The sequence below is a fragment of the Mycobacterium sp. NGS66 genome (assembly GCF_059812225.1).
On record NZ_JCALCG010000021.1, the window covers coordinates 40,882 to 63,618 of the forward strand.

The window sequence follows — 22,737 nt, forward strand, 5'->3', positions numbered from 1 at the left end:
TCCTCCCGAGGTTCTAACAGGTAATAATGTGAACGTTAGAACCCGCCGGACTGTAACGTCAAGAGTTTTGTCTGTTAGAAATGAGGCGCCTGCATGACCTTGGAGCGTGACGCTGCCGGCATCGGCGCGCTTGCCGATCCGGTGCGCCACCGGCTCTACCAGTTCGTGTGCGCACAACCCGCGCCGGTCAGCCGCGAGCAGGCCGCCGACGCCGTCGGGATCCCGCATCACCAGGCCAAGTTCCACCTGGACCGGCTTACCGCCGAGGGCCTGCTGGAAACCGACTATGCGCGGCTGACCGGACGGTCCGGCCCCGGCGCCGGCCGGACCGCCAAGCTGTATCGCCGGGCCGGCCGCGACATCGCGGTCAGCTTGCCCCAACGCGAGTACGAGCTGGCCGGACGGCTGATGGCGACCGCCATCGCCCGGTCGGCTACCACCGGCGAGCCGGTGCTCGAGGTGCTCAACCGGGTCGCCCGCGATCACGGCAAAACGATCGGTGCGGCGGCGGGCGAACCCCCGCCTGATGCGGCGACGGCTTTGCGGCTGGTGGTCGATGTGCTGCGCCGGTACGGCTACGAACCCCGGCCGGCCGACGGCGAAGTCCACCTGGCCAACTGCCCGTTCCATGCGTTGGCCCAGGAACAGACGGAGTTGGCCTGCAACATGAACCACGCGCTGGTCACCGGCGTAACCGAGGCGCAGGCGCCGCACAGCCCCGAGGCCCGGTTGTGCCCCGGCGCCAACCGGTGTTGCGTCGTGTTGAAGCGCGGCAACTGAGTCCCGCCGAGCGTCACGTCAGGGCAACGCTCGGCGTCAGGTCCAAGCGCTGAGCAGACGTTCTGCGCCTGCGCACATGGTCTCGATGACCTCAGCCACCGTCGCCTCGCCATCGACCATGCCGACGCCCTGGCCGGCGTCGACGGGCGCGATCCGCCGGTCGTCGGCAGCGGTCGCGGCTGCCAGCTCCGCGCCCGCCGACCGATCGGACGCCAGCGTCTCCTCCCGTCCCAGCCAGTGCTCGACGAAGTCGTTGGCCAGCACGCGGGAAGGGAACCGGGCCGGCCAGGGCAGCCCGTAAGCCACGTCGAAGACCCGAGTGACGCGCGTGTCGGTCCCGCCGGCCGCGATCAGGGCCCGACGGCTGGCGGCGCCGGTGAGCGCTTCCGGACAGGCCGCCAGCCGGGTGCCTACCCAGGCCCCGCTGGCACCGGCGGCCAGCACCGCAGCCAGGCTGCGCGGCGAGGCGATCCCGCCGCCCGCCAGGACCGGCACCGAAACGGCATCCAACACGGCGTCCAGCAGCGGCAGCGTGGACAGGCGCACTTCCCCGTGACCACCGCCCTCGGCGCCGCGCGCAACCAGGATGTCGACTCCGGCGTCAGCCGCCGCACACGCTCCATCAGCGTCGTAAACCTGTGTGGCCGTGGCGATTCCGGCGTCGTGCGCCTTGGCGACCCAGGCCCAGTCGGTGCCGAAGCTCACGGACAGCAGCGCGGGCCGCGCGGCCAGAGCATCCTCGAACAGGCCCGGCTGCTTGCACATCACCCAGTCCACCAGCCCGATGCCGAACCTGCCGCTCACCTGCCGCAGCTCGGCGGCCAGCGCCTCGCGCGTCGCCACGCTGCCCATCCCGACCATGCCCAGCCCGCCGGCGGCGGTCACCGCGGCGGCCAGCCGGCCACCGGCGACCCCACCCATCGGCGCATTGACGACCGGCACTTTCAGGCCGAAGCCGCGCGACCAGGGGGTGGCGAGCACCGCGCCCTGATAGTGACGACCCGCCTCGCCCGGCTCCGCCGCGCTCGCGATCGCCACCGTTAGTGCGCGGCGCCGGGTTGGGACTTCAGCACGGTCAGGATCACCACCGAATCCTCCACGGCGTGCAGGGCATGCCGCTGCGCCGGGATCGCCACGTAGTCGCCGGCCTTGCCGTCCCAGGAGTCATCACCGGCGGTGAGGCGCACGTGGCCCTGCAGCACCTGCAGCGTCGCCTCGCCGGGACTCTCGTGTTCGGATAGATCGTGACCGGCGAGCAGCGCGAGCACCGTCTGCCGAAGCTCGTGGGTGTGACCGCCGTGGATGGTGTGCGCGGCGCGCCCACTGTGCGACTTTCGCGCCTCGGCCAGCTTTTCGGACGCCAAACCGGTCAGCGAAATGGATTCCATCGGGATAGTCCTTATCAGTCGTTGTCTCTCAGCTGGTCAGTAGCAGTATCCCCGCCGCGAGCAGGGCGACCACCTTGACCGCCTCCAACCCGACATAGGCCCAGTGACCGCGGGAGCGAGGCCCTTCCGAGCCGGCCAGCACCTGCTCGGAACGACGGCTCAACCGCGGACGCACGACGATCAGTTGGACGGCCAGCGCGGCGAACGCCACGCCAAACGCGACGGTGATCCGAACCGGCGTCGGTCCGGCCACCACGATCGCCAGAATGACCAGGGCGAACGCCACCTCGACGGTGTTGAGCGCACGAAACACCAGCCGCCCGATGCCCAGTCCGATCTGCAGCGTCACGTTGGGCGCCCGGAACTTCAGCGGCGCTTCGAGGAAGGAGATGGCCAGCACCATGCCAAGCCAGACGAAGGTCACCGCGACAGCAATGGCGGGTCCGGCGGTGTGGCTTGTCACCTGGCGGCACCCACCAACTTCAGGTGGGCCAGACACAGATCCGGTTCGGCGAAGGGTTCGAGCCGGTCGACGGTGACCGGCGCCGACCAGGTCTCCAAAGCTCCCTGCATAAGTCCGAGGTGGACCGGACAGACCACGTTGCTGCCGGTTTCGGCCAGCTCCAGGAACGGGCAGTGCCGCAGGCCGACCTGCTTCTCGCCGTCGGAGGTGCGCAACTCGGGAGCGAATCCCAGCTCGTCGAGCACGTCGACCAGGCGTTCGATCGATTCCTCGACGCTCGCGACGGGTTCTTCGGCGCCCGCTCCCGAGTCGGCTTTGCGTCCCCAGGCTCGGCCGGCGGCCAGCGCCTTGGCGGTCGGATCATCGTCGGCGGCCAGCCCCAGGCTGAGTATCTCGGCAAGCAGCTTGTAATGACGGGTGCCGCCGCGATCCATCTGCCGGACGGCCTGGAACATCAGCGGCGGGCGCCCCGGGCCTTTGCGGCCAGGCTCCACCTGCTCCACTTGGCCGTCGCCGACCAGGCTGTCGAGGTGGAAGCGCACGGTGTTGGGATGCACACCGAGCACGTCGGCGATGTCGATGATGCTCATCGGAGCGGTCGATGCCCGCAAGGTCCGCAGCACCGCGCGGCGGCGACCCACATTCTCGTCGTTTGGCCTAATGTCGCTCACGCTCCTCGTGCGTCGGCCGGCCTGGGTTGCAACTACTCAAGCAGGTCGTCTTCGTAGTAAATCGCATCAGCCCGGCGCGCGGGCTCACATGAGTGACAGTCCACAGATTCGCTTGGATGGTCCGGCCGCCTTGGTCCGCCCGGTCCAGCACATCGACGCACCGCTTTCGGATCGCGCGCATCATGGACTAGAGTTTACACAAGTATATTTGTAGAAACTACCCAGCGGAGACTCCATGGCAGACAACGAACTTGACGTCCGGCAGCTGCGCAAGCCGGACAAGCACCCCACGATCTTCGCCACCTACACGGCACTGCCGGTCGGCGAGTCGTTCGTGCTGGTGAACAACCACGACCCCAAGCACCTGCGGGACGAGTTCGAGTCCGATCACCCCGGCAGCTACGACTGGGAGTATCTCGACAGAGGTCCCCAGGTCTGGCGAATTCGGATCACCAAGCTCGCATCCACCCCGTGCCCAACCTCAGCATGGCGGCGGATCGTCGAACGTGGGGGATTTGTACGCATCCCGATAACTTTTCGTCCATAGCGCCCACGTTGGACGAGCGAGGATGACGCGGAAACGACGGACGCTCGCAGCGGGTCGCTGAATACCCAACAGGGTTGTTGGGCACGCTCTAATCTCGGATTATGTCGGACGCTCCCGCAGTATCTGAAGAACTCGGTTGGCCAAGCTGATCGTCCTGCGCGGAGACCAGGATGACGTCTTCGAGCTGAGCGACCACACGACCAGCGTCGGTCGCGCGCCGGACAACACCTTCTGGCTGGACGACCCGGGCCTGTCCCGACGCCATTGTGAGTTCCGCCGCAGCGGCCGGCACTGGGTACTACGCGACCTCGGCAGCTTCAACGGCACATTCGTGAACAACCTGGCGGTCACCCAGCACACGCTGCGTGCCGGAGACCGCATCCAGCTGGCGTCCACGGTGCTCTACTTTGTGCCCGACGAGGGCTTGGGTGGCGTGGCGGCCACGGCCCCCACTTCCAAAGCCGCGCTGGCCGAGAGCAAGGAATCTCAGCGGATCACCAGCCAGAAACTGCGCGACATCACCGCTCTCATCGAAACCACCAAAGCGCTTAACAGCGAACTAGACATGGCGAAGGTGCTGGAAACGATCGTCGACAAAGGCATCGAGCTGATCAAGGCCGAGCGCGGGTTCCTGATCCTGATGCACGACGGGGCACTCGACTTCAAAGTCGCTCGCAAGCGCGACCGGACCGACATCGATGACCCCTCGAAGCTGATCTCACGTTCGGTGCTGGACAGCGTGACGGAGACCGGCGAGCCGGTGTTGACCACCGATGCTCAGACCTCGCTGCGCGGGTCGAAGTCCATCATGGCTTTGGAAGTGCGCTCGCTGATCTGTGTGCCGCTGCGGCTGAAGGAGCGCATCCTGGGCGCGCTGTACGTGGACAGCAAGTTCACCGAGACGAAATTCAACGAAGAGTCGCAGAACCTGTTGCACGCCTTTGCCGATCAGGCGGCCATAGCCATCGAGAACGCCCGGCTGTTCGACGAGGTCGCCGAGTCGCGTGAGGCCGAGAAGCGGGTGCGCCAAATCTTTCAGAAGTATGTGCCGGCCGACGTGGTGCGGGAAGCGCTGAACATCAGGGACGGCGGACGGCTGAGCGCAAAGCTCACCGCCACAGTGCTTTTCAGCGACATTCGAGGCTTCACCTCGATCAGCGAGCGACTGCTCCCCGAGGAGGTGGTCGGCTTTCTCAACGACTACCTGCAGCGCATGGTCGACATCGTGTTCGACGAGGGCGGCATCGTGGACAAGTTCATCGGCGACTCCGTGATGGCCGTTTTCGGTGCGCCGGTGCCCAAGCCCGATGACGCCGCCCGCGCCGTTCGTGCCGCGTTGCGGATGATCGAGGAGGTCTCGCGCTTCAACGAGCAGCAGCGCAGGCACGGCGGCGTCGAAGTGGACGTCGGCGTCGGCTTGCACACTGGCACGCTCATCGCCGGCAACATCGGTTCGGACCGCAAGATGGAGTACACCGTGATCGGGGACACCGTGAACGTGGCGAACCGGGTCGAGTCGCTGAATCAGAAGATGAGCACCAACGTGCTGATCACCCGAGAGTGTTACGAGGCCACCGGCAAGGTCTTCACGGTGCGCGAGCTGCCACGGATGCAGGTCAAGGGCAAGGCGGAGCCGCTGCAGGTATACGAGGTGCTCGGCGACAAGATCGCTGCTGTCAGAACGGAAGTCCTGCGCAGAATCGATCGTTAACCGCCGAGGGCCCGTCGGGCGCCCTGGAGACTCGCGTCGATCAGCCGGTCGACGGCACCGAAATAGGTTGGCGACGGGGCACTGTCGGCCAGGTCGGCGATGGCACGTTGCTCACCGAGAACATCTGTGCCGCTGAGGTTCTCGGCCATCTTGTGGGCATGTACCTGCAGCCCGGCCAGGAGCTCGACACACTGGGAGCCGGCCACTACCGCGCGTCGGGCCAATGTCCGCAGGGTGTCCCATTCCGCATGCCAGGACCCGTCCGGGCGTTCGTCGTGGGCCAGCGCGGCCGCGCTGTGCAGGGTCGCGGCCAATTGGGGTGCCGAGATGGCGGCGCGGCGAATCAAAATGGACAGCACGGGATTGCGCTTGTGCGGCATTGACGATGAGCCGCCCCGCTTTTCGGCGACGGGCTCGCTCAACTCGGCGATCTCCGGACGGGCCAGGATGACGACATCCGAAGCAATGCGGCCCCAGCAGTCGGTGCACCCGACGAGCGCGTTGGCGGCCGCGGTGATCGGCGTCCGGGTGGTGTGCCATGGCGCGCGGAAGTCCAACCCCAGAGTTGCCGCGGCGCTTCGGGCTACGTTCTCGGCAACCGCCGCCGGGTCGGCGGCCCCAGTCAGGAGTGTGGCCAATTCGGTTGTGGCAGCCCAGGTTCCCACAGCTCCGCCGAACTGCGCAGGGGTGGCCAGCGTGTTGATCTGCCGATACACGTCGACGACACCGTTGAGCCAGCCGGCAGCCTTGGCGCCGAACGTGGTGGGAGCCGCATGCTGGGTCAGGGTGCGGGCCACCATGGGTGTGGACCGGTGGGCCGACACGAGTGCCGACAGCGTCGAAACCTGCTCTGCCAGAGTGGATACCAAGCGATCGGCGACGTCACGCAGGCCCAGCATGAGGCTGGTGTCCATGACATCCTGACTGGTGAGTCCGCGGTGTATCCACGACGCGATCGCGGGGGTCGCCCGTTCGCGCAGCAGCGAGACCAGGCCGATGACCGGGTTGCCGCCGTCCTCGGCGGTGACCGCGAGCAGTTCGCAGTCTCGTGGGCCCAGCAGGTGCCGCAGGTCGGCGCCGGCGCAGTCGGCGGGCGCCAGACCGGCGGTGGCCAGCGAGCCCAGCCAGGCCGATTCCACCGCGACCATGGAGTGCAGCAATGACTGATCCGTCATGAGCCCGCCCGCCCGCTCGTCGCCGGGCCACAACAGGTTGGTCATCGCGGATCGTCTGCAACGTCATGGAACGTCAGAAATACGGTCTCGCGTGGCCCCTGCAAATGAATATCGAAACGGTAACCGCTTTCGGCGACGCACAGTAGGGTGGCCCGTCGCCTCGGGTCGACGCTGGACAACAGCGGATCGGCGTCCACATCAGCGTCGGGCAGGTAAGCGCGGGTGAACAATCGGTTCAGCAATCCTCGCGCGAATACGGTGATCGCGAAGAATGCTCCCTGGCGAGCTGGGGGCACCGTGGTGAAGGCGTAGCGGCCGTCGCTGTCGGTGGCGGCGCGGCCCCAGCCGGTGAACCCGCAACCGTCGCGGCGCAGCGAACCGGCTTGTCGCGCAAGGTGACCCGCGCTGTCGCGCTGCCACAGTTCGACCAGCGCGTCAGGAACAGCCTGACCCGCGCCGTCGTAAACCGTTCCGTGCAATGCGACGGCGTCCGGGTGCGTCTCGCCGACCAGGGAACTGCCGCCGCGATACGGCAATGCCAGCCCGAAAAACGGGCCGACCGTTTGCCCTGGGGTACAAGCCAATTCAGTCACCGTGCGGGCTTTCGGTCCAGGTCTGGCGACTACCGCACAGCACGATGTCCCACCGGTAGCCGGTCGCGAACTCGGGCTCGGTGACGCTGTGGTCGTACGCGGCGATAAGCCGTTGGCGCGCAAAAGGATGGACGATCGATTGAAAGATCGGATCCAAATCGCACAACGGGTCGCCCGGAAAGTACATCTGGGTGACCAGACGTTGGGTGAAAGCGGTACCAAAGACCGAGAAGTGGATGTGCGCCGGCCGCCACGCGTTGTGATGGTTGCGCCATGGATAGGGTCCGGGCTTGACGGTCACAAACCGGTAGCTGCCGTCCGGCCCGGTCAGACATCGGCCGGCGCCGGTGAAGTTGGGGTCGAGCGGAGCCGGGTGCTGGTCGCGTTCATGGTGGTAGCGACCGGCGGCGTTGGCCTGCCAGATCTCGACGAGCTGGCCCGCCACCGGCGTGCCCGACCCGTCGAGCACCCGCCCGGTGACGACGATCCGCTCCCCGATCGGCTCGCCCGCATGACCGGCCGTCAGGTCCGCGTCCAGCGCGTCGACGTCCTCCGGCCCGAAGCACGGCCCCCAACGTTCGAGCTCCTCGGGATCGACGGCCAGTAGCGGATTTTTCGGGTGGCGCAGCGTGCTGCTGCGATACGGCGGGTAGTCCAGCAACTGGGTTTGTCCGGTGCGCCGGTGTGCGGCTGCGATCCGGGCGATCTCCGCGCTGATGTCGGCTTGCGACGCAACGGGGTCCGACGCGGCCTCCACGGAAGCTGAGGTTACCTCGCGGCGTCGCCGAAATCCGACGCACGGCCTACAACGCGCGTACCAGCGCGGCCCGGCCTTTCGTCCGCAGCTTGTGCAGTGCGGAGCCGCGGTACCGCTCGATCGCGGCGGCCATCTTGTTGCCCAGCTCCTCGAGCTCCTCGTCGCTGATCTGCACCGGAGGCGGAGCGGGAATCATGTCGCGCTCCTCCTCGTCGGCATGAGCTTCCAAGACGGTCTTGAAGGAGTTCCACTCGTCGGGGTAGCCGGGCGCGCTCTGCGGCGTCCTCAGCACGACGGAAAGCTGGTCGATCACCTGGCGATGCTCGGCATGGGCGATTGCGATGAGCTTGCTGGCGGCCGCCAGCGCCGGGTAATACAGGTCGTCTTCGATGCGGAAGTGAATGTCGAGCTCGATAAGCATCTCGTCGAAAAGCGCGTGGCGCTCCTCGCTGTCGATCGGCGCCTCACTTACCTTGCGGCCCAGCCCTTTTAGCACGACGTGATGTTCTTTCAAGACGTCGTAGGCGTTCACTTGGATATTCCCTCCCCTGCGCGCAAAGCGGGCTGTTCCCCGCCGCGGACCTCGATCATTCCGTCTACCAACCGGGCTTCGTAATACGGCAGCGGAGCCGCCGCCGGGCCACGCGCCACCTCGCCCGAGTCCGCCTCGAACCGCGAACCGTGCCAGGGACATACGACGCGGCCCCGGTCGACCCAGCCGTCGGCCATCGGCGCCGCCAGGTGCGGGCAGAACTCCCCGAAAGCCCTGACCTCACCGGGTTTGGTCTGGCATACCACCAGCCCGACGCCGTCGACCTCGACACGCACCGGCTTCCCGTTCAACGAGCTCGCGGGCAGCACGGGTGTCCATTCTCTGGTGCGCAACCGCTGACCCGACTGGTCGATTCCGATGCCGGACGAGAACACCAGCGCCCCGCCCAGGTAGCTGCCGCCGGCGGTGACGACATAACCCAGCGCGGTCAGCGCGATGCCGCGGTGGTGTCGGCCTTGGCGCCGGTCCCACCAGGACATGGCGTACAGCGCGGTGGCGGCCAGGTTCACCAGGCCGTGGACCAGCCCAACCCGACGGTCCGCCTCATGGGTGTGCTGCCAGTCGGTGACGCCGGTGACCGCCGAACCGATGCTCGCCAGGATCCCCAGGCCCAGGGAACGGGCGGCGAACCTGGACGCGTCCAGCACCTCGGTGGTGGGCCGGCCCGGTAGCAGGCTGAGGGCATCCAGGGCGACGGTGGTGCCCAGCGCCCCGCTGGTCAGCGACGCCAGCGGCGGATGGACCGGATGCCCGAGCCAGACGCCGTGCAGCGCGTTGGTGACGCGATCACGCGCACCCCCCAGCGCGTTGTAGGCGAAGCTGAGCGCGTGCTCCAACCGGTAGCTGGGCCGATCCAGCCAGTCTTGCCGACCGATAGCTGTCAATACCCGCGACCCGAATTTCTGCAATCGACCGTCGGCGCCCCGAGACCGATCGACCATGACATCAGTCCTTCCTCAGATACGGATTAGATCGCTGCTGCTGTACGCAACATCGGAGCATATCGCCATACTGATTCGCTCTTGCGCACTCAACGAAATCGCCGTCACCACCGTAGCTTCGGTTTCCATGCCAGAGCGGAGCTGTGACTTGTGAGCTAGCTGTGAGTTTGCCCAAGGCTGAATGAGAAGCCGCCGCAACCGTCAACGTTGACTCGGGCCCACGTTCGCGAGATTGTCTACATTACAGAGTGTATTTCTGGATAGCAGACAATCGAGTTGGTGCAGGTGAACGTCGACGCAGTTTGCGAGAACATCCGGCGCGGCATGGTCCCCGCTCACATCTACAACGACAAAGAGTTGTTCGCGTTGGAAAAGGAGCGACTGTTCAGCCGCGCCTGGATCTTCGTGGCGCACGAGTCGGAGATTCCGCACGAGGGCGATTACGTCGTGCGCAGGGTCCTCGACGACTCGTTCATCATCACGCGGGATTCGCAAGGGGATGTTCGGGCGATGTTCAATATGTGCCTGCACCGCGGCATGCAGGTGTGCCGCGCGGAGCTGGGAAACGCCTCCAATTTCCGCTGCCCGTATCACGGCTGGAGTTACCGCAACGACGGCCGGCTCACGGGGTTGCCGTTCCACAAAGAGGCCTACGGAGGTGACGATGGGTTCGTCAAGACGGGTCAAAGCCTTTTGGCCGCACCGAATTTCGCCAGCTACAACGGCCTGCTGTTCATCAATCTGGACCGCGACGCGCAGCCGCTGCAGGAGTTCCTCGGCGACTTCAGGTTCTACCTGGATTTCTATACCAAGCAGAGCACCGGCGGGCTCGAGCTACACGGGCCGCAGCGTTGGCGGATCAAGGCGAACTGGAAGATCGGCGCGGAGAACTTCTCCGGCGACATGTACCACACGCCGCACACGCACGCCTCGATCGTCGATATCGGCCTGTTCCGCGAGCCAAAAGCCCAGAAGCGCAAGGACGGTGCCACCTACTGGGCTCAGCGCGGCGGCGGGACGACCTACAAACTGCCGCCTGGCGGCTTCGACGAGCGGATGCGGTACGTCGGCTACCCCGACGAGATGATCAGCAGGATCAAGGAGGTCTGGTCGCCCGCACAGCAGCGGATGGTCGGCGAAGACGGTTTCATGATCTCGGCCGCCACCTGCTTTCCGAACCTGAGCTTCGTGCACAACTGGCCCAAGGTGCGAGACGCGCCACGCGAATCCGAACCCGCCGGCCAGAAAAGCGAAGTGCTGCCGTTCATCTCCATCCGGCTCTGGCAGCCGATCAGCGAGAACGAAACCGAGGTGTGCTCATGGTTCGCGGTGGATTCCGCGGCGCCCGCCGACTTCAAAAAGGACTCGTACAAGGCCTATTTGATGTGCTTCGGGTCGACGGGCATGTTCGAGCAGGACGACGTGGAGAACTGGGTGTCGCTGACCACCACCGCGGGCGGCTCGATGGCTCGAAGGCTGCTGCTGAACAGCCGGATGGGCCTGCTTGCCGACGACCGCCCGGTCATCGAGGCATTGCCCGCCGAGGCGTTTCACGGCCCAGGACGCGCCCAGGTGGGCTATAACGAGTACAACCAACGGGAACTGCTCAAGTTATGGGCCCAGCAACTGGAGGCGGCGGTGCGCGGATGAGAAAAGCGTTCGCGTCGCTGCCATTCAATGACCCGCGGCACCTGCAGGCACACCAGTTCCTGGTCGACGAAGCCTACCTACTCGATACTCAGCAGTACCGGCTGTGGCTGGACACGCTGACCTACGACATCCACTATGTGATGCCCGTCCGCATCACGACCGCACGTGGCTCCGGCTTCGACACCTCGCCGGGAATGGCCCATTTCGACGAGGACAAGTTCTCGCTGAGCCAACGCGTCGCCCGGCTGGAAACCGAGCATGCGTGGACCGAGGACCCGCCGTCGCGAATGCGCCACTTCATCACGAACGTTCGCTGTTTCGAATGCGAGGACCCGGGCCATCTTTGGGTCGAGTCGGCCGAACTGCTGTTCCGCAGCCGAGGCGATGTCAACGAGAGCGCGTTGGTCTCCTGCGCGCGGGAGGATCTGTTGCGCTGGTATGCCGACACCCAGGCCTGGAAACTGGCCCGCCGGAAAATCCTTGTCGACGAATCGGTGTTGCGAATGCAGAACCTGGCGGTGTTCCTATGAACCCCGAGTTGGCGATGCTGCTGGAACGAGCCGTTGGCGAACCACTCACCGTCGCAAACGAATTCACCGAAGTCGTGGTACGCCGGGTGGATACCCGCAACGGGTCGCGGCTGTTGATCACCGCGCCCAAGACCGGACAGTGGATCACGCTGGACGCACTCGAAGTCGAGGCGCTGACCTGGCAGAACACCCGCACCCTGGCCGCGATGGTGGGCAATTCCTATGCGCCGCTGCTGCCGGACGAACCAGACGAGCCGGAGCAACCATGACCGGTTGGCTGCGCGGCAAGCGGGCGCTGATCGTGGGCGGCGGATCCGGAATCGGCCGCGCCGTCGCCGACGCATTCCTCGCCGAGGACGCGAAAATCGCTGTGCTGGAACTAGATCGAGACAAATGCGAAACGCTGCGCGAGCAACTGCCCGAAGTGCCGGTAATCGAAGGCGACGCCGTGACCCGGCAGGCCAACGAGCACGCCGTCGAAATGGCGGTGAATACTTATGGCGGCCTGGACACCCTGGTGAATTGCGTCGGCGTGTTCGACTTCTACAAGGGCATAGGCGACATCGACGCCGACGACCTGTCCGGCGCCTTCGACGAAATGTTTGGCACCAATGTGCTCAGCCATCTGCAGTCGGTCAAGGCTGCGGTGGCGTGGCTGCGCGCCGGGGACGGACCCTCGATCGTGCTCACCGAATCCACGTCGTCGTTCTGCCCCGGGCGCGGTGGCGTGCTGTACGTCTCGTCGAAGTTCGCTGTCCGCGGGCTGGTGGCTGCGCTCGCCCACGAGCTGGCACCCGGAATCCGGGTGAACGGGGTGGCCCCGGGCGGCACGCTGAACACCGACCTGCGTGGCCTAACCAGCTTGGGCCTGAACGGTATTCGCCTCGACGACACCCCCGACCGCGCCCGCGACCTGGCCGCGCGGACTCCCCTGAACATCGCGATGTCGGCGGAGGACCACGCCTGGAGCTTTGTGTTCTTGGCCTCTGATCGCTCCCGCGGGATCACCGGCGAGACCATCCACCCGGACGGCGGGTTTCGCATGGGCCAAGCCAAGTCGACATGACGCTCGCCGAATCACTCGACCAGCAGCGAGCTTTGGTCGCCCAGGGCTGCCGGGTGGCCGCGGCCCGCGGACTGGTCGACGGCATCCTCGGTCATATCAGTCTGCGGGTCGACGACGAGCACCTCCTCATCCGCTGCCGAAGTGACACCGACACCGGCCTGGCCTTCACCCAGCCCGCCGACATCCGCCTCATCCGATTCGACGGCAGCCCGGGCGCCGACGGCGAACTCGACGGCTACCGGGTGCCCAATGAGCTGCCCATCCATGTCGAGACCATGCTCGCGAGTTCGCATCTGGCCGTTGCACATCTGCATCCACCCGCCGTCGTCGCCGCCGATCTGGCCGGCATCACGATCCGGCCGATCTACGGCGCCTACGACATTCCGGGCGCCCGTCTCGCGCGCGGCGGGGTGCCGGTCTACCAACGCGCCGTGCTCATCCGAAATTCGCCGCTGGGTAGGGAAATGGTGGCGGCCATGCGTGGCGGGCCGGTGGTGATCTGTCGCGGACACGGAATCACCAGTGCCGCAGCCACTGTGCCGCAGGCGGTGTTGCAGGCGATGAGCGTGGACGAGCTGGCCCGAATGTCGTTGCGGGTGCGCGCGGCCGGCGGCACCCTGCGCGATATTGACGACGCCGACTGGGACGACCTGCCGGATCTGGGTGCTGCGTTCAACGCCGGGGCCGCCTGGCGGCACGAGGTGGCACGGCTGCCCGACTAGCGCTCGCACAGGTTGCGGATTGATATCGGCGCGCGACACTCGCCGGATACGCCGTGGTTGCCGGCGGTATTGCGCTTACGCTCTCCGACTGTCTGCCCTTGCGACGGCGAACACAGGAGTACACACGTGGGCGAACTGGACCGGCGGCGGTTCTTGGTCGCCGTGGCCGCGACGGTAGCAGTGACCGGGCTCTCCTGGTACTCGGGCGGGCCCAAGGAGACCGTGGCGCGTGGCGATGTACTGGGATCCGCGCCCACTCCGGTCTCTCCGGAGCCCCCCAGGGTGTTGCCGCCGCCGAGCCGGGGGTCGCGTGTCGTGTTGCCGGGCGGCGCGGTACTCAGCAAGCTGCCCGGCAACGGCGATCTCTTGGCGTGGACGGTCGACGACGGCGTTGACACCGACGTGGTGCGGCTGTACACCCAATTCGCCAGGGACACCGGCGTGCGGCTCACGTATTTCGTCACCGGCGTCTATCGGTCCTGGACGGACAATTCCGCCTTGCTCCGACCGCTCGTCGAATCCGGGCAGATTCAGCTGGCTAACCACACCTGGACACATCCGGACCTGACCCGACTGTCGCCGGGTCAAATTGCCAACGAGTTGAAAAGCACGGACGTGTTCCTGCGCAATATGTATGGCGTGGATGCGGCGCCGTATTACCGCCCGCCATACGGTCACCACAACGCCGCGGTCGACGCGGTCGCCGCCGATCTGGGATACCACGTTCCCACGCTGTGGAGTGGCGACCTCCGGGACTCGGCGGTGATGGCCGAAGACCAAATCGTCAAGCTGGCGCACCAGTCGTTCAACCCGCAGACCATCGTGATCGGCCACCTCAACCATGCCCCCATCACACATGTCTACCGGCAACTGGTGGACATCATCCGGGCCCGCAGGCTACGCACGGTGACACTCAACGACGTTTTCCTGCGACCGGAAATCCCGTATCGGACAACGGGATTCAGCGGCTGATACGCGGCCTCAGCCCAGCTGATCGCCAATCTCCTGGGCTGCCTTGCCAAGCTCGGCGGCAACCGCGGCATACTGCTTGGGCGCCAACCGGTTCTGCGGGGCAGCCGCGTTGAGCGCAAAACGTAACCCCGGAGCCCGAGTCGGCACCGCAACCGCGACCGAGGCAACACCTTCCTCGCTCTCCTCGCGGTTGACCGCGTAGCCACATTCGCGGACCCGCGCAAGCTCGGCCTCCAACTCACTGCGGCTACCGATCGAGCGCGTAGTGATCCGCTCCAGTTCTTCATGTGGAAGTAATTGTCGCAGTTCGGATTTGGACAACTGGGCCAGCATCACCTTGCCTGTCGACGTGCAGTGCGCCGGCATCGTGCGGCCGAGCCGGGAGGCAACCCGAACCGCCGTCGGGCCTTCGACGGCGGCGACGAAACGGACGCCGGCGCCGTCGAGCATGCCCAGGTGAACCGTTTCGCGTAGCCGCTCGCTGAGATTGCGCAAGATCGGCGCGGCGGTGGCCGGAACATCGATGCGACCGAAGATCGCAAACGCCACACTGGTCAGCGCCGGCCCGGGGAGGTACGCCTTGGACACCGGGTCTTGCCGGACGAAACCGCGATAGGTCAGCATCGCCAGCAGTCGGTGCGCAGTGGACGACGCCACACCCAGGTAGGCGGTCGCCTCGCTCAACCGGATCTGCGGCTGCTCGCCCAACAGCAACAGCAACTTCAGGGCATTGTCGACGGACTCGATCGGATACTGCGGCGCAGAGGAAGCCGCTGCGTGTGCAGCCCGCGGCCCCTTCTTCGCCATGACGTGAGGCTACCTGCGATGGGGCCGTCACCGGTTGTATTCGGCCGACCCGACCTCGTCGTACGCATCATCGGGAATGCGCTGAGCGCATCGCTTGCGACATTGGGTGTGAACTCACGGCGACGGAAGTGAATACATGGCTTTGCGTGTGAGCGTAGGGCGGGATCGGCGCAGAAATCCCGCCCTCGATTCACAGTCGAATCCAAGAGCTCACGCTATCAATTAGTCTGTGCCACTTGGGATTTTGCCCACCGGTAGTCGGCCTTGCCCGACGGTGAACGCTGCAACTTGGCGCAGAAGATGACCTCTTTGGGCAGTTTGTAGCGCGCGATGTGGTTCGCGGCCTCGGCGATGATGCCGCTGGCGTCGGCCTGCGCACCGGGTTTCAACTGGACGAGTGCGACGACTTCGTTTCCCCACCGCGCGCTGGGGCGGCCAGTGACCACCACGTCAGCGACCGCGGGATGCTCGGCGATGGCGGCCTCCACCTCTTCGGCGAAGATCTTCTCGCCACCGGAGTTGATCGTCACGGAATCCCTTCCCAGCAACTCGATTTGGCCGTCGGCGTGCCAGCGAGCCCGATCACCCGGCACCGAATGCCGAATGCCATCGATGACGGGAAAGGTCTTCGCGGTCTTCGCCGGGTCGCCGAGGTAGCCGAGCGGAATCAGGCCCTGTTGGGCCAGCCAGCCGATCTCGTCGTCGCCGGGCGACAGGATCCTGGTCAGGTCCTCGCTGACCACCACCGCGCCCGGGTTCGGGGCGAATCGGCCGGACGCACTCTGCGCGAGATTGGAGAACTGTCCCATCTGCGCTCCGGATTCCGACGACCCGCCGGTGTCCATGATGGTCAGGTGCGGCAGCAGCTGTAGGAATTTCTGTTTGACCGGTGCGCTCAGCGCCGCTCCGCCGGTGACCAGGACCAGCAACCCGGACAGGTCGTAATCGCCGACCTCGAGTTCGTCGACCAATGGCCGGCCGAAAGCGTCGCCGACGATCGACAGCGAAACCACGCGTTCGCGACTGGCCAGCGTCCACACTTCGGCCGGATCGAAATGTGTGGTCGTCGGGGCCATGACGAATGGCCGCCCAGCGCACAGGTTGATGAAGGCGGCCCACTGCGCCGCGCCGTGCATCAGGGGTGCGGCGGTCATCGAACCCGGGCCTTCGGGGCGCGAGCGCTCGACGATCTGCTCCAGGCTGCTCACCACCTCGCTGGTACCGAAAGTCCGCCCGCCCATGGCGTTCAGGTAGATGTCGTGCTGGCGCCACAGCACCGCCTTGGGTAATCCGGTGGTGCCGCCGGTGTAAAGCACATACAGGTCGTCGGGCGACGGGATGACGTCGAGCGGCCCAGCTGGCATGGACGCCAGCAGTTCCTCGTAATGCACCGCGCCGGGCAGCGGATCGTTTCCGGATCCGTCCGCCACGTGAATCAGGCGCGGCCGCAAGTCCATTCGCTGTAGCGCCTCGGCGAGGGTGGGGCCGAACCGGGCGTGATACATGACGGCCTCAGCGTTCGCGTTGCCGAGCAGATAGACCAGTTCGTCCGCGACGTAGCGGTAGTTGACGTTGAACGGCGCGACCCGGGCCTGATAGGCGCCCAGCATGGCCTCGAGAAACTCGTTGCAGTTCGCCATATACAGGCCGAGGTGGCTTTGTCCCGACTCGTACGGCGCCAACTCCGAACGTTCCCGACGGGCGCCGAAACCCCACTGGTGCAATGCGTGGGCGAATCGGCGGGCACGTTCGGCGGTCTGCGCGAAGGTGAGGCGACGATCGCCGAACACGATGCAGTCTCGGTCGGGGTTGGCCGCCGCCACCGCGCCGAAGACCTGCGCGAGGTTGAACTCCATTGCGTCTCCTGGTGAATGCGAATCTGTCGGCCACGCTGCCGGGTCGCGTCAATGTTTGCGGACCACGCGCTCAGGTTCGCCGGGCTTCCAGATCGTGATGTCGAGGTGTCCCTCGTTGACCTCCACCGCCGAGGCGCCGGTCAACTCGGCCCGGTAGCAGTGGTCGAATTCTTGGCCTCGGATGTCGAAACCGGTCTCTTCGAACAGCGCTTGGGCGAATCGCCGGTGCAGAGCCTTGTCTTTGACATCGTCGACAACGCCCCACAACTTCGCGTCGCCGTCTTTGACGTGGGTGTCGATCGTGGCCGTGTGCAGGCAGAAGCGAGGATCACGCGCCAGATCACGGAATTTCGTGGTGTGTGGCATGCCGGCGATCCATAACTGATCTTCGAAGAACCTCGGCTCGACTGGGCTGATTCGGGGGAATCCGTCCGAGCGGAGGGTGCCAAGCATGCAAAGGTTGCCGGTAGCGGCGTGCCGACGGGCGAAAACGGCAGCAATTCTCGGGGCGGCTTGGGTCAACTCCTGCCAGCTGGTCATGGCCCGTGACCCTAGTCGGCGTGGGGCGAGCCGCAATACTGCCGAGCAGACGTAAAAGCACCTAATTCGAGCCGAATTTCGGTGCTTTTACGTCTGCTCGGCTACTAATTCAGCGCCGGTCAGGCATCCTTGTACGCATGAATGTCCAGGGCATGCTGCAATCCATCCCGCCGATCCTGGTGTACCTCGTGGTCGGTGGTGTGGTTGGGATCGAGAGCCTTGGCGTCCCGCTGCCGGGCGAGATCGTGCTGGTCAGCGCGGCGCTGATGTCGGCACACCACGAGCTGGCCGTCAACCCGGTCGGGGTGGGCGCCGCAGCCGTGATCGGCGCGGTCGTCGGCGACTCCATCGGGTACACGATCGGCCGCCGGTTCGGCATGCCGCTGTTCGACCGGCTTGGCCGGCGTTTCCCCAAGCACTTCGGCCCCGGCCATGTCGCGCTCGCCGAGAAGTTGTTCAACCGCTGGGGTGTGCGGGCGGTGTTCTTCGGGCGCTTCATCGCGTTGCTGCGTATCTTCGCCGGGCCGTTGGCCGGTGCGTTGAAAATGCCCTATCCCCGGTTCTTGGTGGCCAACGTCTCCGGTGGCATCTGCTGGGCGGGCGGCACCACCGCGGCCGTGTACTACGCCGGGGAGGCCGCCGAACGCTATATGCAGGACTTCTCCTGGATCGCGCTCGTCGTCGCCGTCGTCTGTGGCGCCACAGCGGCAATCTTGTTGCGCGAACGCACATCCCGCGCAATCGCCGAACTCGAGGCCGAGCATCACCGCAAGGCCGAAAGCACCGCGGCAGACGCCGCCTGACAGTTAGCCGGCCACGGGCCGGTGCTCGTCGATGAGCGCGCGAGCCATCTTCCGGGCGCGTTGAGCAGCATCCACGTCGCCGACGGCGGCCAGAATGATGGCGCCCTTCATCAGGATGTGCCACGACGAAGCGAAGTCTTCGACGTCGCGCAGCCCGGCCGCCACGGCACGCCGGCGCACGATCTCGCGGACCTGGTGGATATGACCGATGCAGGCTTTGCCGGCCGGATGGTCCGGCCCCAGCTCGAGCAGCACGTTGATGAACGAACAGCCCTCGTACCCGTCGCGGTTCTGAAACCAGTCATGCAAAACGTCGAATATCGCCAAAAGTTGTTCTTCGGGGGTGTTCCCGCGCAGCTCCGACTGCTGCTCGATCAGGCCGTGCGTCCACACTTGCTCACGACGCTGCAAAACCGCCAGCACCAGGTCGTCTTTCGTCGCGAAGTGACGGTAGAGCGTTGCCCTGGCGACACCGGCGCGATCGATCACCTCGTCCGTACCTACCGCGCGGATCCCACGCCGACTGAACAGGTCGTACGCCGCACCCAGGATGCGCTCCCGGGCCGACGCGCCCCCCGTCATCACATCGACGCTAGTCATAACGATCCTCAACGTAACCACAAGCCGGAACCTGTAGACAGACCGCCCTGTCTTGTTATACAAATGAGATTCCGCACTCGCGGAAAAGTCTGTCTTCAGACAACAGGACGGGCATCCATCCTGGCGCCCCGCGTCAGTCGATGAGGGAGTCCACAATGCGCCTGGCTATTGCAGAACCCATCTCCACCCATCTGATGCTCAGCACGCGGCTCGTCTACGAACTCGGCGATCCGCACAGCACCCTGAGAGCGACCACCGACCGCAGCGGTCCGGCGGTGCTCATCAACGCCGGCGGTGAGGTCGACGCCCACAACGAGCACATCTGGCAGCAACTCATCAGAGAGGCGGGCAACGTCGTCAGTCCGCCGGGTCCGTTCGTCATCGACGTCAACGGCCTGGACTTCATGGCCTGCTGCGCGTTCGCCGTCCTCGCCGACGAAGCGGAACGCTGCCGACGTCGCGGTATTGAATTGCGCCTGGTGGCGCGCCAGCCCGTGGTCGGCAGAGTCCTCAAGGCGTGCGGCCTCAGCGACTTGCTGCCCACCTATCCGACCGCGGACTCGGCTCTGGCGCCACAGCTGGCAGGCTAGCCTGCCGACCCGCCAGCTGGCCTGGCCGGGTCGCCGCCCGGCAAACGTCGTCGGCAACGGCCGGTGGGCGGAGACGAAGTGAGTGACGTGCCGACGGTCGGTGTGGAAGAAGAATTCCCGCTCGCCGATCCGCTGACCGGTGAGCCGATCCCGCTCAACACGGCGGTGGCCGAGGAGGCCAAACGCCGAGGCGTCGAACTTCAACTGGAACTGAGCAGTTGTCAGGTCGAAACCACTTCTGCGGTAATGAGAACCAGGGCCGAACTGTGCGACGAACTCACCCGGTTGCGACGGGTCGCGGCGCAGTCCGCCGAGGCCGCCGGAGCTCAACTGCTGGCACTGGGGTTGCCTCCGGTCACGCCACACAAGTTCCCGGTCACCGACACCGAGCGTTATCAGCGGATCGGGGCGCAGTACGGGATGGTCGCCCACGAGCAGGGCATCTGCGGTTGCCACGTGCATGTCCAGGTGCCAGATCGTGCGGCCGCCATCCACGTCAGCAACTGGCTGCGGCCGTGGCTGCCGTCGCTGCTTGCCTTGTCGGCCAATTCGGCCCTGTACCGCAACTCCGATTCCGGCTATGCCAGCTGGCGCAGCATCCTGTGGCGACGCTGGCCGGCGGCCGGCGCGCCACCGTTCTTCTCTTCGATCGAGGAATACGACAGCACGGTCAGCATGCTGGTCGACACCGGCATCATCGTTGATCGGGGCATGATCTACTGGGATGTGCGGCCGTCCGCAGACTTCCCCACCATCGAGGTGCGGGTGGCCGACGTGCCCGCAACCGTCGCCGAAACAGTGTTGCTCGCCACCTTGATCAGAGCGGCGGTGATGACCTCCCTCGACGAACGTTCCCGAGGAGAGGACGTGCGGCATCTTCCGCCGGCGGCGCTGCGGGCCGCGTACTGGAAAGCCGCGCACGACGGGCTGTCGGGAAACACGCTGGATTTGGTCGGCGGCCGCGGGGCGGTGTCTGCCCGCGAGCAACTGGACACACTGCTGCGACGGGTGCGCCCTGCGCTGGACGCGACGGGTGAATACGACTGTGTTGCAGCCGAACTCGACCGCATCGCGACGCAGGGCAACGGCGCCATGCGCCAGCGCCGAGCGTGGCTGAAACGTGGCGAGATGGCCGACGTCATCGCCGAAGCCGCCGCTGCCACGCTGAGCTGACGCCGCTACACCGTGAGCAGGCGGTACAACCCGATCAGCCCGACCACGACGATGGTGGCGCGCAATGAATTCGGGGACAGCCGGCGCCCAAAACGTGCCCCGAGCAATCCGCCAACCAGCGAGCCCGCCGCAATCACACCGGCGACCGGCCAGCTGATCCGATCCCAGGCCACCAACGTATAGCCAACGGCCGCAACCACATTCACCGCCGTCGCCAACAGGTTCTTAGCCGCGTTCATGCGCTGCATCGACTCAGGCAGCAGTGCGCCCATCACACCCACCAGCAGGATGCCTTGTGCCGCGGTGAAATAGCCACCGTAGACGCCGACGGCGAAGGTGCCCAGCACCAGCACCGCCATCCGAACGGGCGGGATGTATTCGGCCGAGCGCCCAGCCTTTTCGGCCCGCCGACGCGCCCACGACTGAATCCAGGGACCGGTCACCACCAGTAGTAGAGCCAGCACCAGCAGCACCGGAACGATGCGGGCGAACACCTTTTCGGGCAAGTGCAGAAGCAGGAACGCCCCTAGCACCGCGCCGGCCACCGAGGCGGGAATTTGCCAGCTCAACCGATGCCATTGCCCGCGCAGATCGGTGCGATACCCCCAGGTGGCCGACACCCCTCCGGCCACCAGGCCGACGGCGTTGGACATGGTGGCCGTGACCGGTGGATAGCCCAGGGCGACCAGCGTCGGAAAGGTGATCAGGGTGCCGGAGCCGACCAGCGCGTTGATCGCACCGGCACCGAACCCGGCCAAGCCGATCAACACCATCTGAGAAGCCATGTGCGAAGCCAACACTGCGCTGCACACTACCTTGATCGGACGTTGCGCCTGTCGAGGTGTGAGATATCTAACGCAGCAACGCTTTTCGCAGTGACGGAGTCAGGCGGGCGGGGCCTCGGGACCACGATCTACGCCGGTGCGCAACTTGACCGACGCGGAATAAGCCTGGGTGCGAAATCGCAGTACCGGGTCGTCGGAGGGCTCGATGCCGTCGGTCACCCGCATCGGGTCGAATACCACGATGTCGCCGTCGTGCTCCCGCGTGGTGTCCAGGCCGGTGATCTCGAGGGTGCCGACGTCGACCATGTCGGTGCTCCGCCAGCGCGCCGACGGATCGACCGTCGAGTCGGTGGGCCCGGCGATCTGCACCCGGAAGGAGAACCGCACCGGCCCGGTCTGCAGCCGGTCATTCAGTTCGTCGGTGAGAAAGTCAGCGTCCTTGGACGCCGGGGTCGACAGGTACTGCTCGCCCGCCCCGGGGTAGAGGTGATAGCGAACGAATCTGGAGCTGCCGTCGGCGGCGACCCACCGGAAGGCGTGCAGCCCGTGGTATTCGGTGGTGGCGTAGCTGGCCGGGACCTTGGCGGCGGCCCGCAGCACGGGTAACGCGGTCAGCACCCGCGGATGGGTGGCAAAGAACCCCGCCATGCGCAGCGGCATCGTCACACCGGGCCGCATCGCCCTCAACAGGTCGACGAACCCGTCCGGCGTGCTCGAGACGAACAGCCGCGCGGTTTGCGTCGATACGTCGGTGGTTGACCCGTCGGGAAGCGTGAACTTCACCGCCATCCCACGCACGCCGGGCAAGCCGTCGCGCTGGGCCGGGTTGCCCGATCCGTTGGAGAAGCGGACGAGCGCCGGGACGGCGGAGCCGTCGAGATGCTTCGCGCGGGAAAGTCCCGGAGCCTCGGACGATGCGGTGAACGTGCCGCGGTACAGAGTGCCCTTCGCGTGCAACGCGCGGTGACCCGGCTGGGCTCCGCCCGTGCCCCGGATCGCGTCAATGGCATCGTCAGGAGTCACCGAAACACCCATTGGCGAATCGTAGGGCTTCGGCCGCCGTG

At 66.1% G+C, this 22,737-nt stretch carries 27 protein-coding genes; 12 read left to right on the forward strand and 15 right to left on the reverse strand.

Annotated features, from left to right (window positions below; genetic code table 11):
• Positions 1 to 93: 93 nt before the first annotated feature.
• Positions 94 to 780, forward strand: a complete 687-nt coding sequence (locus AC5Y2L_RS27230; RefSeq protein ID WP_499939387.1) for a helix-turn-helix transcriptional regulator — start codon at positions 94 to 96, stop codon at positions 778 to 780.
• 36 nt (positions 781 to 816) lie between these two features.
• On the opposite strand, the gene AC5Y2L_RS27235 is transcribed toward AC5Y2L_RS27230, so the two are convergent.
• From AC5Y2L_RS27235 to AC5Y2L_RS27250, 4 genes are read right to left on the reverse strand one after another with little or no spacing between them, the layout of a single operon-like run.
• Positions 817 to 1,761 carry an NAD(P)H-dependent flavin oxidoreductase gene (locus AC5Y2L_RS27235; protein ID WP_499939459.1) on the reverse strand — a complete coding sequence of 315 codons (945 nt, stop codon included), beginning with the start codon at positions 1,759 to 1,761 and terminating at the stop codon, positions 817 to 819.
• A gap of 59 nt (positions 1,762 to 1,820) precedes the next feature.
• A complete protein-coding gene (locus tag AC5Y2L_RS27240; RefSeq protein ID WP_499939386.1) occupies positions 1,821 to 2,168 on the reverse strand; it encodes a cupin domain-containing protein in 348 nt (115 codons plus the stop codon).
• A 28-nt stretch (positions 2,169 to 2,196) separates the two neighbouring features.
• Entirely contained in the window at positions 2,197 to 2,571 is a 375-nt protein-coding gene (locus AC5Y2L_RS27245) for a hypothetical protein (RefSeq protein WP_499939458.1), read from the reverse strand.
• A 56-nt stretch (positions 2,572 to 2,627) separates the two neighbouring features.
• Complete coding sequence (locus tag AC5Y2L_RS27250) at positions 2,628 to 3,302, reverse strand: helix-turn-helix transcriptional regulator (protein ID WP_499939384.1); 675 nt, start codon at positions 3,300 to 3,302, stop codon at positions 2,628 to 2,630.
• A gap of 235 nt (positions 3,303 to 3,537) precedes the next feature.
• On the opposite strand from AC5Y2L_RS27250, the gene AC5Y2L_RS27255 reads away from it, so the two are divergent.
• On the forward strand, positions 3,538 to 3,849 hold the full coding sequence (locus AC5Y2L_RS27255; protein WP_499939382.1) for a DUF2249 domain-containing protein: 312 nt from the start codon (positions 3,538 to 3,540) through the stop codon (positions 3,847 to 3,849).
• A gap of 136 nt (positions 3,850 to 3,985) precedes the next feature.
• A complete protein-coding gene (locus tag AC5Y2L_RS27260; protein WP_499939379.1) occupies positions 3,986 to 5,560 on the forward strand; it encodes an adenylate/guanylate cyclase domain-containing protein in 1,575 nt (524 codons plus the stop codon).
• Here AC5Y2L_RS27260 and AC5Y2L_RS27265 read toward each other — a convergent pair.
• Genes AC5Y2L_RS27265 through AC5Y2L_RS27285 form a run of 5 tightly spaced genes read right to left on the reverse strand, consistent with a single transcriptional unit; the run spans position 5,557 to position 9,579 of the window.
• Positions 5,557 to 6,780: a lyase family protein gene (locus tag AC5Y2L_RS27265; protein WP_499939378.1), complete on the reverse strand. Its 1,224-nt coding sequence runs from the start codon at positions 6,778 to 6,780 to the stop codon at positions 5,557 to 5,559. The two genes, AC5Y2L_RS27260 and AC5Y2L_RS27265, sit on opposite strands and share 4 nt — an antisense overlap.
• On the reverse strand, positions 6,777 to 7,328 hold the full coding sequence (gene pcaG / locus AC5Y2L_RS27270; protein WP_499939376.1) for a protocatechuate 3,4-dioxygenase subunit alpha: 552 nt from the start codon (positions 7,326 to 7,328) through the stop codon (positions 6,777 to 6,779). Before pcaG ends, AC5Y2L_RS27265 begins: the two co-directional genes overlap by 4 nt.
• The gene (pcaH, locus tag AC5Y2L_RS27275) at positions 7,321 to 8,085 is read right to left on the reverse strand and encodes a protocatechuate 3,4-dioxygenase subunit beta (RefSeq protein ID WP_499939375.1); all 765 of its coding nucleotides are present in this window, start codon (positions 8,083 to 8,085) and stop codon (positions 7,321 to 7,323) included. The genes pcaG and pcaH overlap by 8 nt, the downstream gene beginning before the upstream one ends.
• 46 nt (positions 8,086 to 8,131) lie before the next feature.
• Positions 8,132 to 8,617, reverse strand: coding sequence for a hemerythrin domain-containing protein (locus tag AC5Y2L_RS27280; protein WP_499939373.1), 486 nt, complete (start codon positions 8,615 to 8,617; stop codon positions 8,132 to 8,134).
• Entirely contained in the window at positions 8,614 to 9,579 is a 966-nt protein-coding gene (locus AC5Y2L_RS27285) for a Rieske (2Fe-2S) protein (RefSeq protein WP_499939372.1), read from the reverse strand. The genes AC5Y2L_RS27280 and AC5Y2L_RS27285 overlap by 4 nt, the downstream gene beginning before the upstream one ends.
• Before the next feature lie 324 nt (positions 9,580 to 9,903).
• Between AC5Y2L_RS27285 and AC5Y2L_RS27290 the strand changes: the two genes are divergently transcribed.
• From AC5Y2L_RS27290 to AC5Y2L_RS27315, 6 genes are all read left to right on the forward strand, one after another.
• Positions 9,904 to 11,229: a Rieske 2Fe-2S domain-containing protein gene (locus tag AC5Y2L_RS27290; protein WP_499939456.1), complete on the forward strand. Its 1,326-nt coding sequence runs from the start codon at positions 9,904 to 9,906 to the stop codon at positions 11,227 to 11,229.
• The gene (locus tag AC5Y2L_RS27295; RefSeq protein WP_499939371.1) at positions 11,226 to 11,759 is read left to right on the forward strand and encodes a 3-phenylpropionate/cinnamic acid dioxygenase subunit beta; all 534 of its coding nucleotides are present in this window, start codon (positions 11,226 to 11,228) and stop codon (positions 11,757 to 11,759) included. The genes AC5Y2L_RS27290 and AC5Y2L_RS27295 overlap by 4 nt, the downstream gene beginning before the upstream one ends.
• Positions 11,756 to 12,028 (forward strand): dihydrodiol dehydrogenase, encoded by a 273-nt coding sequence (locus AC5Y2L_RS27300; protein ID WP_499939369.1) that lies wholly within the window; start codon positions 11,756 to 11,758, stop codon positions 12,026 to 12,028. Before AC5Y2L_RS27295 ends, AC5Y2L_RS27300 begins: the two co-directional genes overlap by 4 nt.
• Positions 12,025 to 12,825 (forward strand): 3-(cis-5,6-dihydroxycyclohexa-1,3-dien-1-yl)propanoate dehydrogenase, encoded by an 801-nt coding sequence (hcaB, locus tag AC5Y2L_RS27305; RefSeq protein WP_499939367.1) that lies wholly within the window; start codon positions 12,025 to 12,027, stop codon positions 12,823 to 12,825. The genes AC5Y2L_RS27300 and hcaB overlap by 4 nt, the downstream gene beginning before the upstream one ends.
• Positions 12,822 to 13,547 carry a 3,4-dihydroxyphthalate decarboxylase gene (phtC, locus tag AC5Y2L_RS27310; protein ID WP_499939365.1) on the forward strand — a complete coding sequence of 242 codons (726 nt, stop codon included), beginning with the start codon at positions 12,822 to 12,824 and terminating at the stop codon, positions 13,545 to 13,547. Before hcaB ends, phtC begins: the two co-directional genes overlap by 4 nt.
• A gap of 135 nt (positions 13,548 to 13,682) precedes the next feature.
• A complete protein-coding gene (locus AC5Y2L_RS27315) occupies positions 13,683 to 14,519 on the forward strand; it encodes a polysaccharide deacetylase family protein (RefSeq protein WP_499939454.1) in 837 nt (278 codons plus the stop codon).
• 9 nt (positions 14,520 to 14,528) lie between these two features.
• On the opposite strand, the gene AC5Y2L_RS27320 is transcribed toward AC5Y2L_RS27315, so the two are convergent.
• From AC5Y2L_RS27320 to AC5Y2L_RS27330, 3 genes are all read right to left on the reverse strand, one after another.
• Positions 14,529 to 15,326, reverse strand: a complete 798-nt coding sequence (locus AC5Y2L_RS27320) for an IclR family transcriptional regulator (RefSeq protein ID WP_499939364.1) — start codon at positions 15,324 to 15,326, stop codon at positions 14,529 to 14,531.
• Between the two features lie 218 nt (positions 15,327 to 15,544).
• On the reverse strand, positions 15,545 to 17,182 hold the full coding sequence (locus AC5Y2L_RS27325; protein ID WP_499939363.1) for an acyl-CoA synthetase: 1,638 nt from the start codon (positions 17,180 to 17,182) through the stop codon (positions 15,545 to 15,547).
• 48 nt (positions 17,183 to 17,230) lie between these two features.
• On the reverse strand, positions 17,231 to 17,722 hold the full coding sequence (locus tag AC5Y2L_RS27330; protein WP_499939361.1) for a pyridoxamine 5'-phosphate oxidase family protein: 492 nt from the start codon (positions 17,720 to 17,722) through the stop codon (positions 17,231 to 17,233).
• A 137-nt stretch (positions 17,723 to 17,859) separates the two neighbouring features.
• Between AC5Y2L_RS27330 and AC5Y2L_RS27335 the strand changes: the two genes are divergently transcribed.
• The gene (locus AC5Y2L_RS27335) at positions 17,860 to 18,525 is read left to right on the forward strand and encodes a DedA family protein (RefSeq protein WP_499939359.1); all 666 of its coding nucleotides are present in this window, start codon (positions 17,860 to 17,862) and stop codon (positions 18,523 to 18,525) included.
• Between the two features lie 3 nt (positions 18,526 to 18,528).
• On the opposite strand, the gene AC5Y2L_RS27340 is transcribed toward AC5Y2L_RS27335, so the two are convergent.
• Complete coding sequence (locus AC5Y2L_RS27340) at positions 18,529 to 19,125, reverse strand: TetR/AcrR family transcriptional regulator (RefSeq protein ID WP_499939357.1); 597 nt, start codon at positions 19,123 to 19,125, stop codon at positions 18,529 to 18,531.
• A gap of 155 nt (positions 19,126 to 19,280) precedes the next feature.
• On the opposite strand from AC5Y2L_RS27340, the gene AC5Y2L_RS27345 reads away from it, so the two are divergent.
• A complete protein-coding gene (locus AC5Y2L_RS27345; protein WP_499939355.1) occupies positions 19,281 to 19,715 on the forward strand; it encodes an anti-sigma factor antagonist in 435 nt (144 codons plus the stop codon).
• A 78-nt stretch (positions 19,716 to 19,793) separates the two neighbouring features.
• Positions 19,794 to 20,888, forward strand: a complete 1,095-nt coding sequence (locus AC5Y2L_RS27350) for a glutamate--cysteine ligase (RefSeq protein WP_499939353.1) — start codon at positions 19,794 to 19,796, stop codon at positions 20,886 to 20,888.
• Between the two features lie 5 nt (positions 20,889 to 20,893).
• Here AC5Y2L_RS27350 and AC5Y2L_RS27355 read toward each other — a convergent pair whose 3' ends face one another.
• Together AC5Y2L_RS27355 and AC5Y2L_RS27360 are read right to left on the reverse strand one after the other, a co-directional pair.
• Positions 20,894 to 21,661 carry a sulfite exporter TauE/SafE family protein gene (locus tag AC5Y2L_RS27355; protein WP_499939452.1) on the reverse strand — a complete coding sequence of 256 codons (768 nt, stop codon included), beginning with the start codon at positions 21,659 to 21,661 and terminating at the stop codon, positions 20,894 to 20,896.
• Positions 21,662 to 21,772: 111 nt separating this feature from the next.
• Entirely contained in the window at positions 21,773 to 22,708 is a 936-nt protein-coding gene (locus AC5Y2L_RS27360) for a catalase family peroxidase (protein WP_499939351.1), read from the reverse strand.
• Positions 22,709 to 22,737 lie beyond the last annotated feature (29 nt).

Bases quoted from the DNA above. Each gene is read 5' to 3' on its own strand.
- AC5Y2L_RS27230 (WP_499939387.1), top strand. From the start codon at position 94: ATGACCTTGGAGCGTGACGCTGCCGGCATCGGCGCGCTTGCCGATCCG.
- AC5Y2L_RS27240 (WP_499939386.1), bottom strand. From the start codon at position 2,168: ATGGAATCCATTTCGCTGACCGGTTTGGCGTCCGAAAAGCTGGCCGAG.
- AC5Y2L_RS27245 (WP_499939458.1), bottom strand. From the start codon at position 2,571: ATGGTGCTGGCCATCTCCTTCCTCGAAGCGCCGCTGAAGTTCCGGGCG.
- AC5Y2L_RS27255 (WP_499939382.1), top strand. From the start codon at position 3,538: ATGGCAGACAACGAACTTGACGTCCGGCAGCTGCGCAAGCCGGACAAG.
- AC5Y2L_RS27265 (WP_499939378.1), bottom strand. From the start codon at position 6,780: ATGACCAACCTGTTGTGGCCCGGCGACGAGCGGGCGGGCGGGCTCATG.
- AC5Y2L_RS27285 (WP_499939372.1), bottom strand. From the start codon at position 9,579: ATGGTCGATCGGTCTCGGGGCGCCGACGGTCGATTGCAGAAATTCGGG.
- AC5Y2L_RS27290 (WP_499939456.1), top strand. From the start codon at position 9,904: ATGGTCCCCGCTCACATCTACAACGACAAAGAGTTGTTCGCGTTGGAA.
- AC5Y2L_RS27295 (WP_499939371.1), top strand. From the start codon at position 11,226: ATGAGAAAAGCGTTCGCGTCGCTGCCATTCAATGACCCGCGGCACCTG.
- AC5Y2L_RS27300 (WP_499939369.1), top strand. From the start codon at position 11,756: ATGAACCCCGAGTTGGCGATGCTGCTGGAACGAGCCGTTGGCGAACCA.
- hcaB (WP_499939367.1), top strand. From the start codon at position 12,025: ATGACCGGTTGGCTGCGCGGCAAGCGGGCGCTGATCGTGGGCGGCGGA.
- phtC (WP_499939365.1), top strand. From the start codon at position 12,822: ATGACGCTCGCCGAATCACTCGACCAGCAGCGAGCTTTGGTCGCCCAG.
- AC5Y2L_RS27320 (WP_499939364.1), bottom strand. From the start codon at position 15,326: ATGGCGAAGAAGGGGCCGCGGGCTGCACACGCAGCGGCTTCCTCTGCG.
- AC5Y2L_RS27325 (WP_499939363.1), bottom strand. From the start codon at position 17,182: ATGGAGTTCAACCTCGCGCAGGTCTTCGGCGCGGTGGCGGCGGCCAAC.
- AC5Y2L_RS27330 (WP_499939361.1), bottom strand. From the start codon at position 17,722: ATGACCAGCTGGCAGGAGTTGACCCAAGCCGCCCCGAGAATTGCTGCC.
- AC5Y2L_RS27335 (WP_499939359.1), top strand. From the start codon at position 17,860: ATGAATGTCCAGGGCATGCTGCAATCCATCCCGCCGATCCTGGTGTAC.
- AC5Y2L_RS27340 (WP_499939357.1), bottom strand. From the start codon at position 19,125: ATGACTAGCGTCGATGTGATGACGGGGGGCGCGTCGGCCCGGGAGCGC.
- AC5Y2L_RS27345 (WP_499939355.1), top strand. From the start codon at position 19,281: ATGCGCCTGGCTATTGCAGAACCCATCTCCACCCATCTGATGCTCAGC.
- AC5Y2L_RS27355 (WP_499939452.1), bottom strand. From the start codon at position 21,661: ATGGTGTTGATCGGCTTGGCCGGGTTCGGTGCCGGTGCGATCAACGCG.
- AC5Y2L_RS27360 (WP_499939351.1), bottom strand. From the start codon at position 22,708: ATGGGTGTTTCGGTGACTCCTGACGATGCCATTGACGCGATCCGGGGC.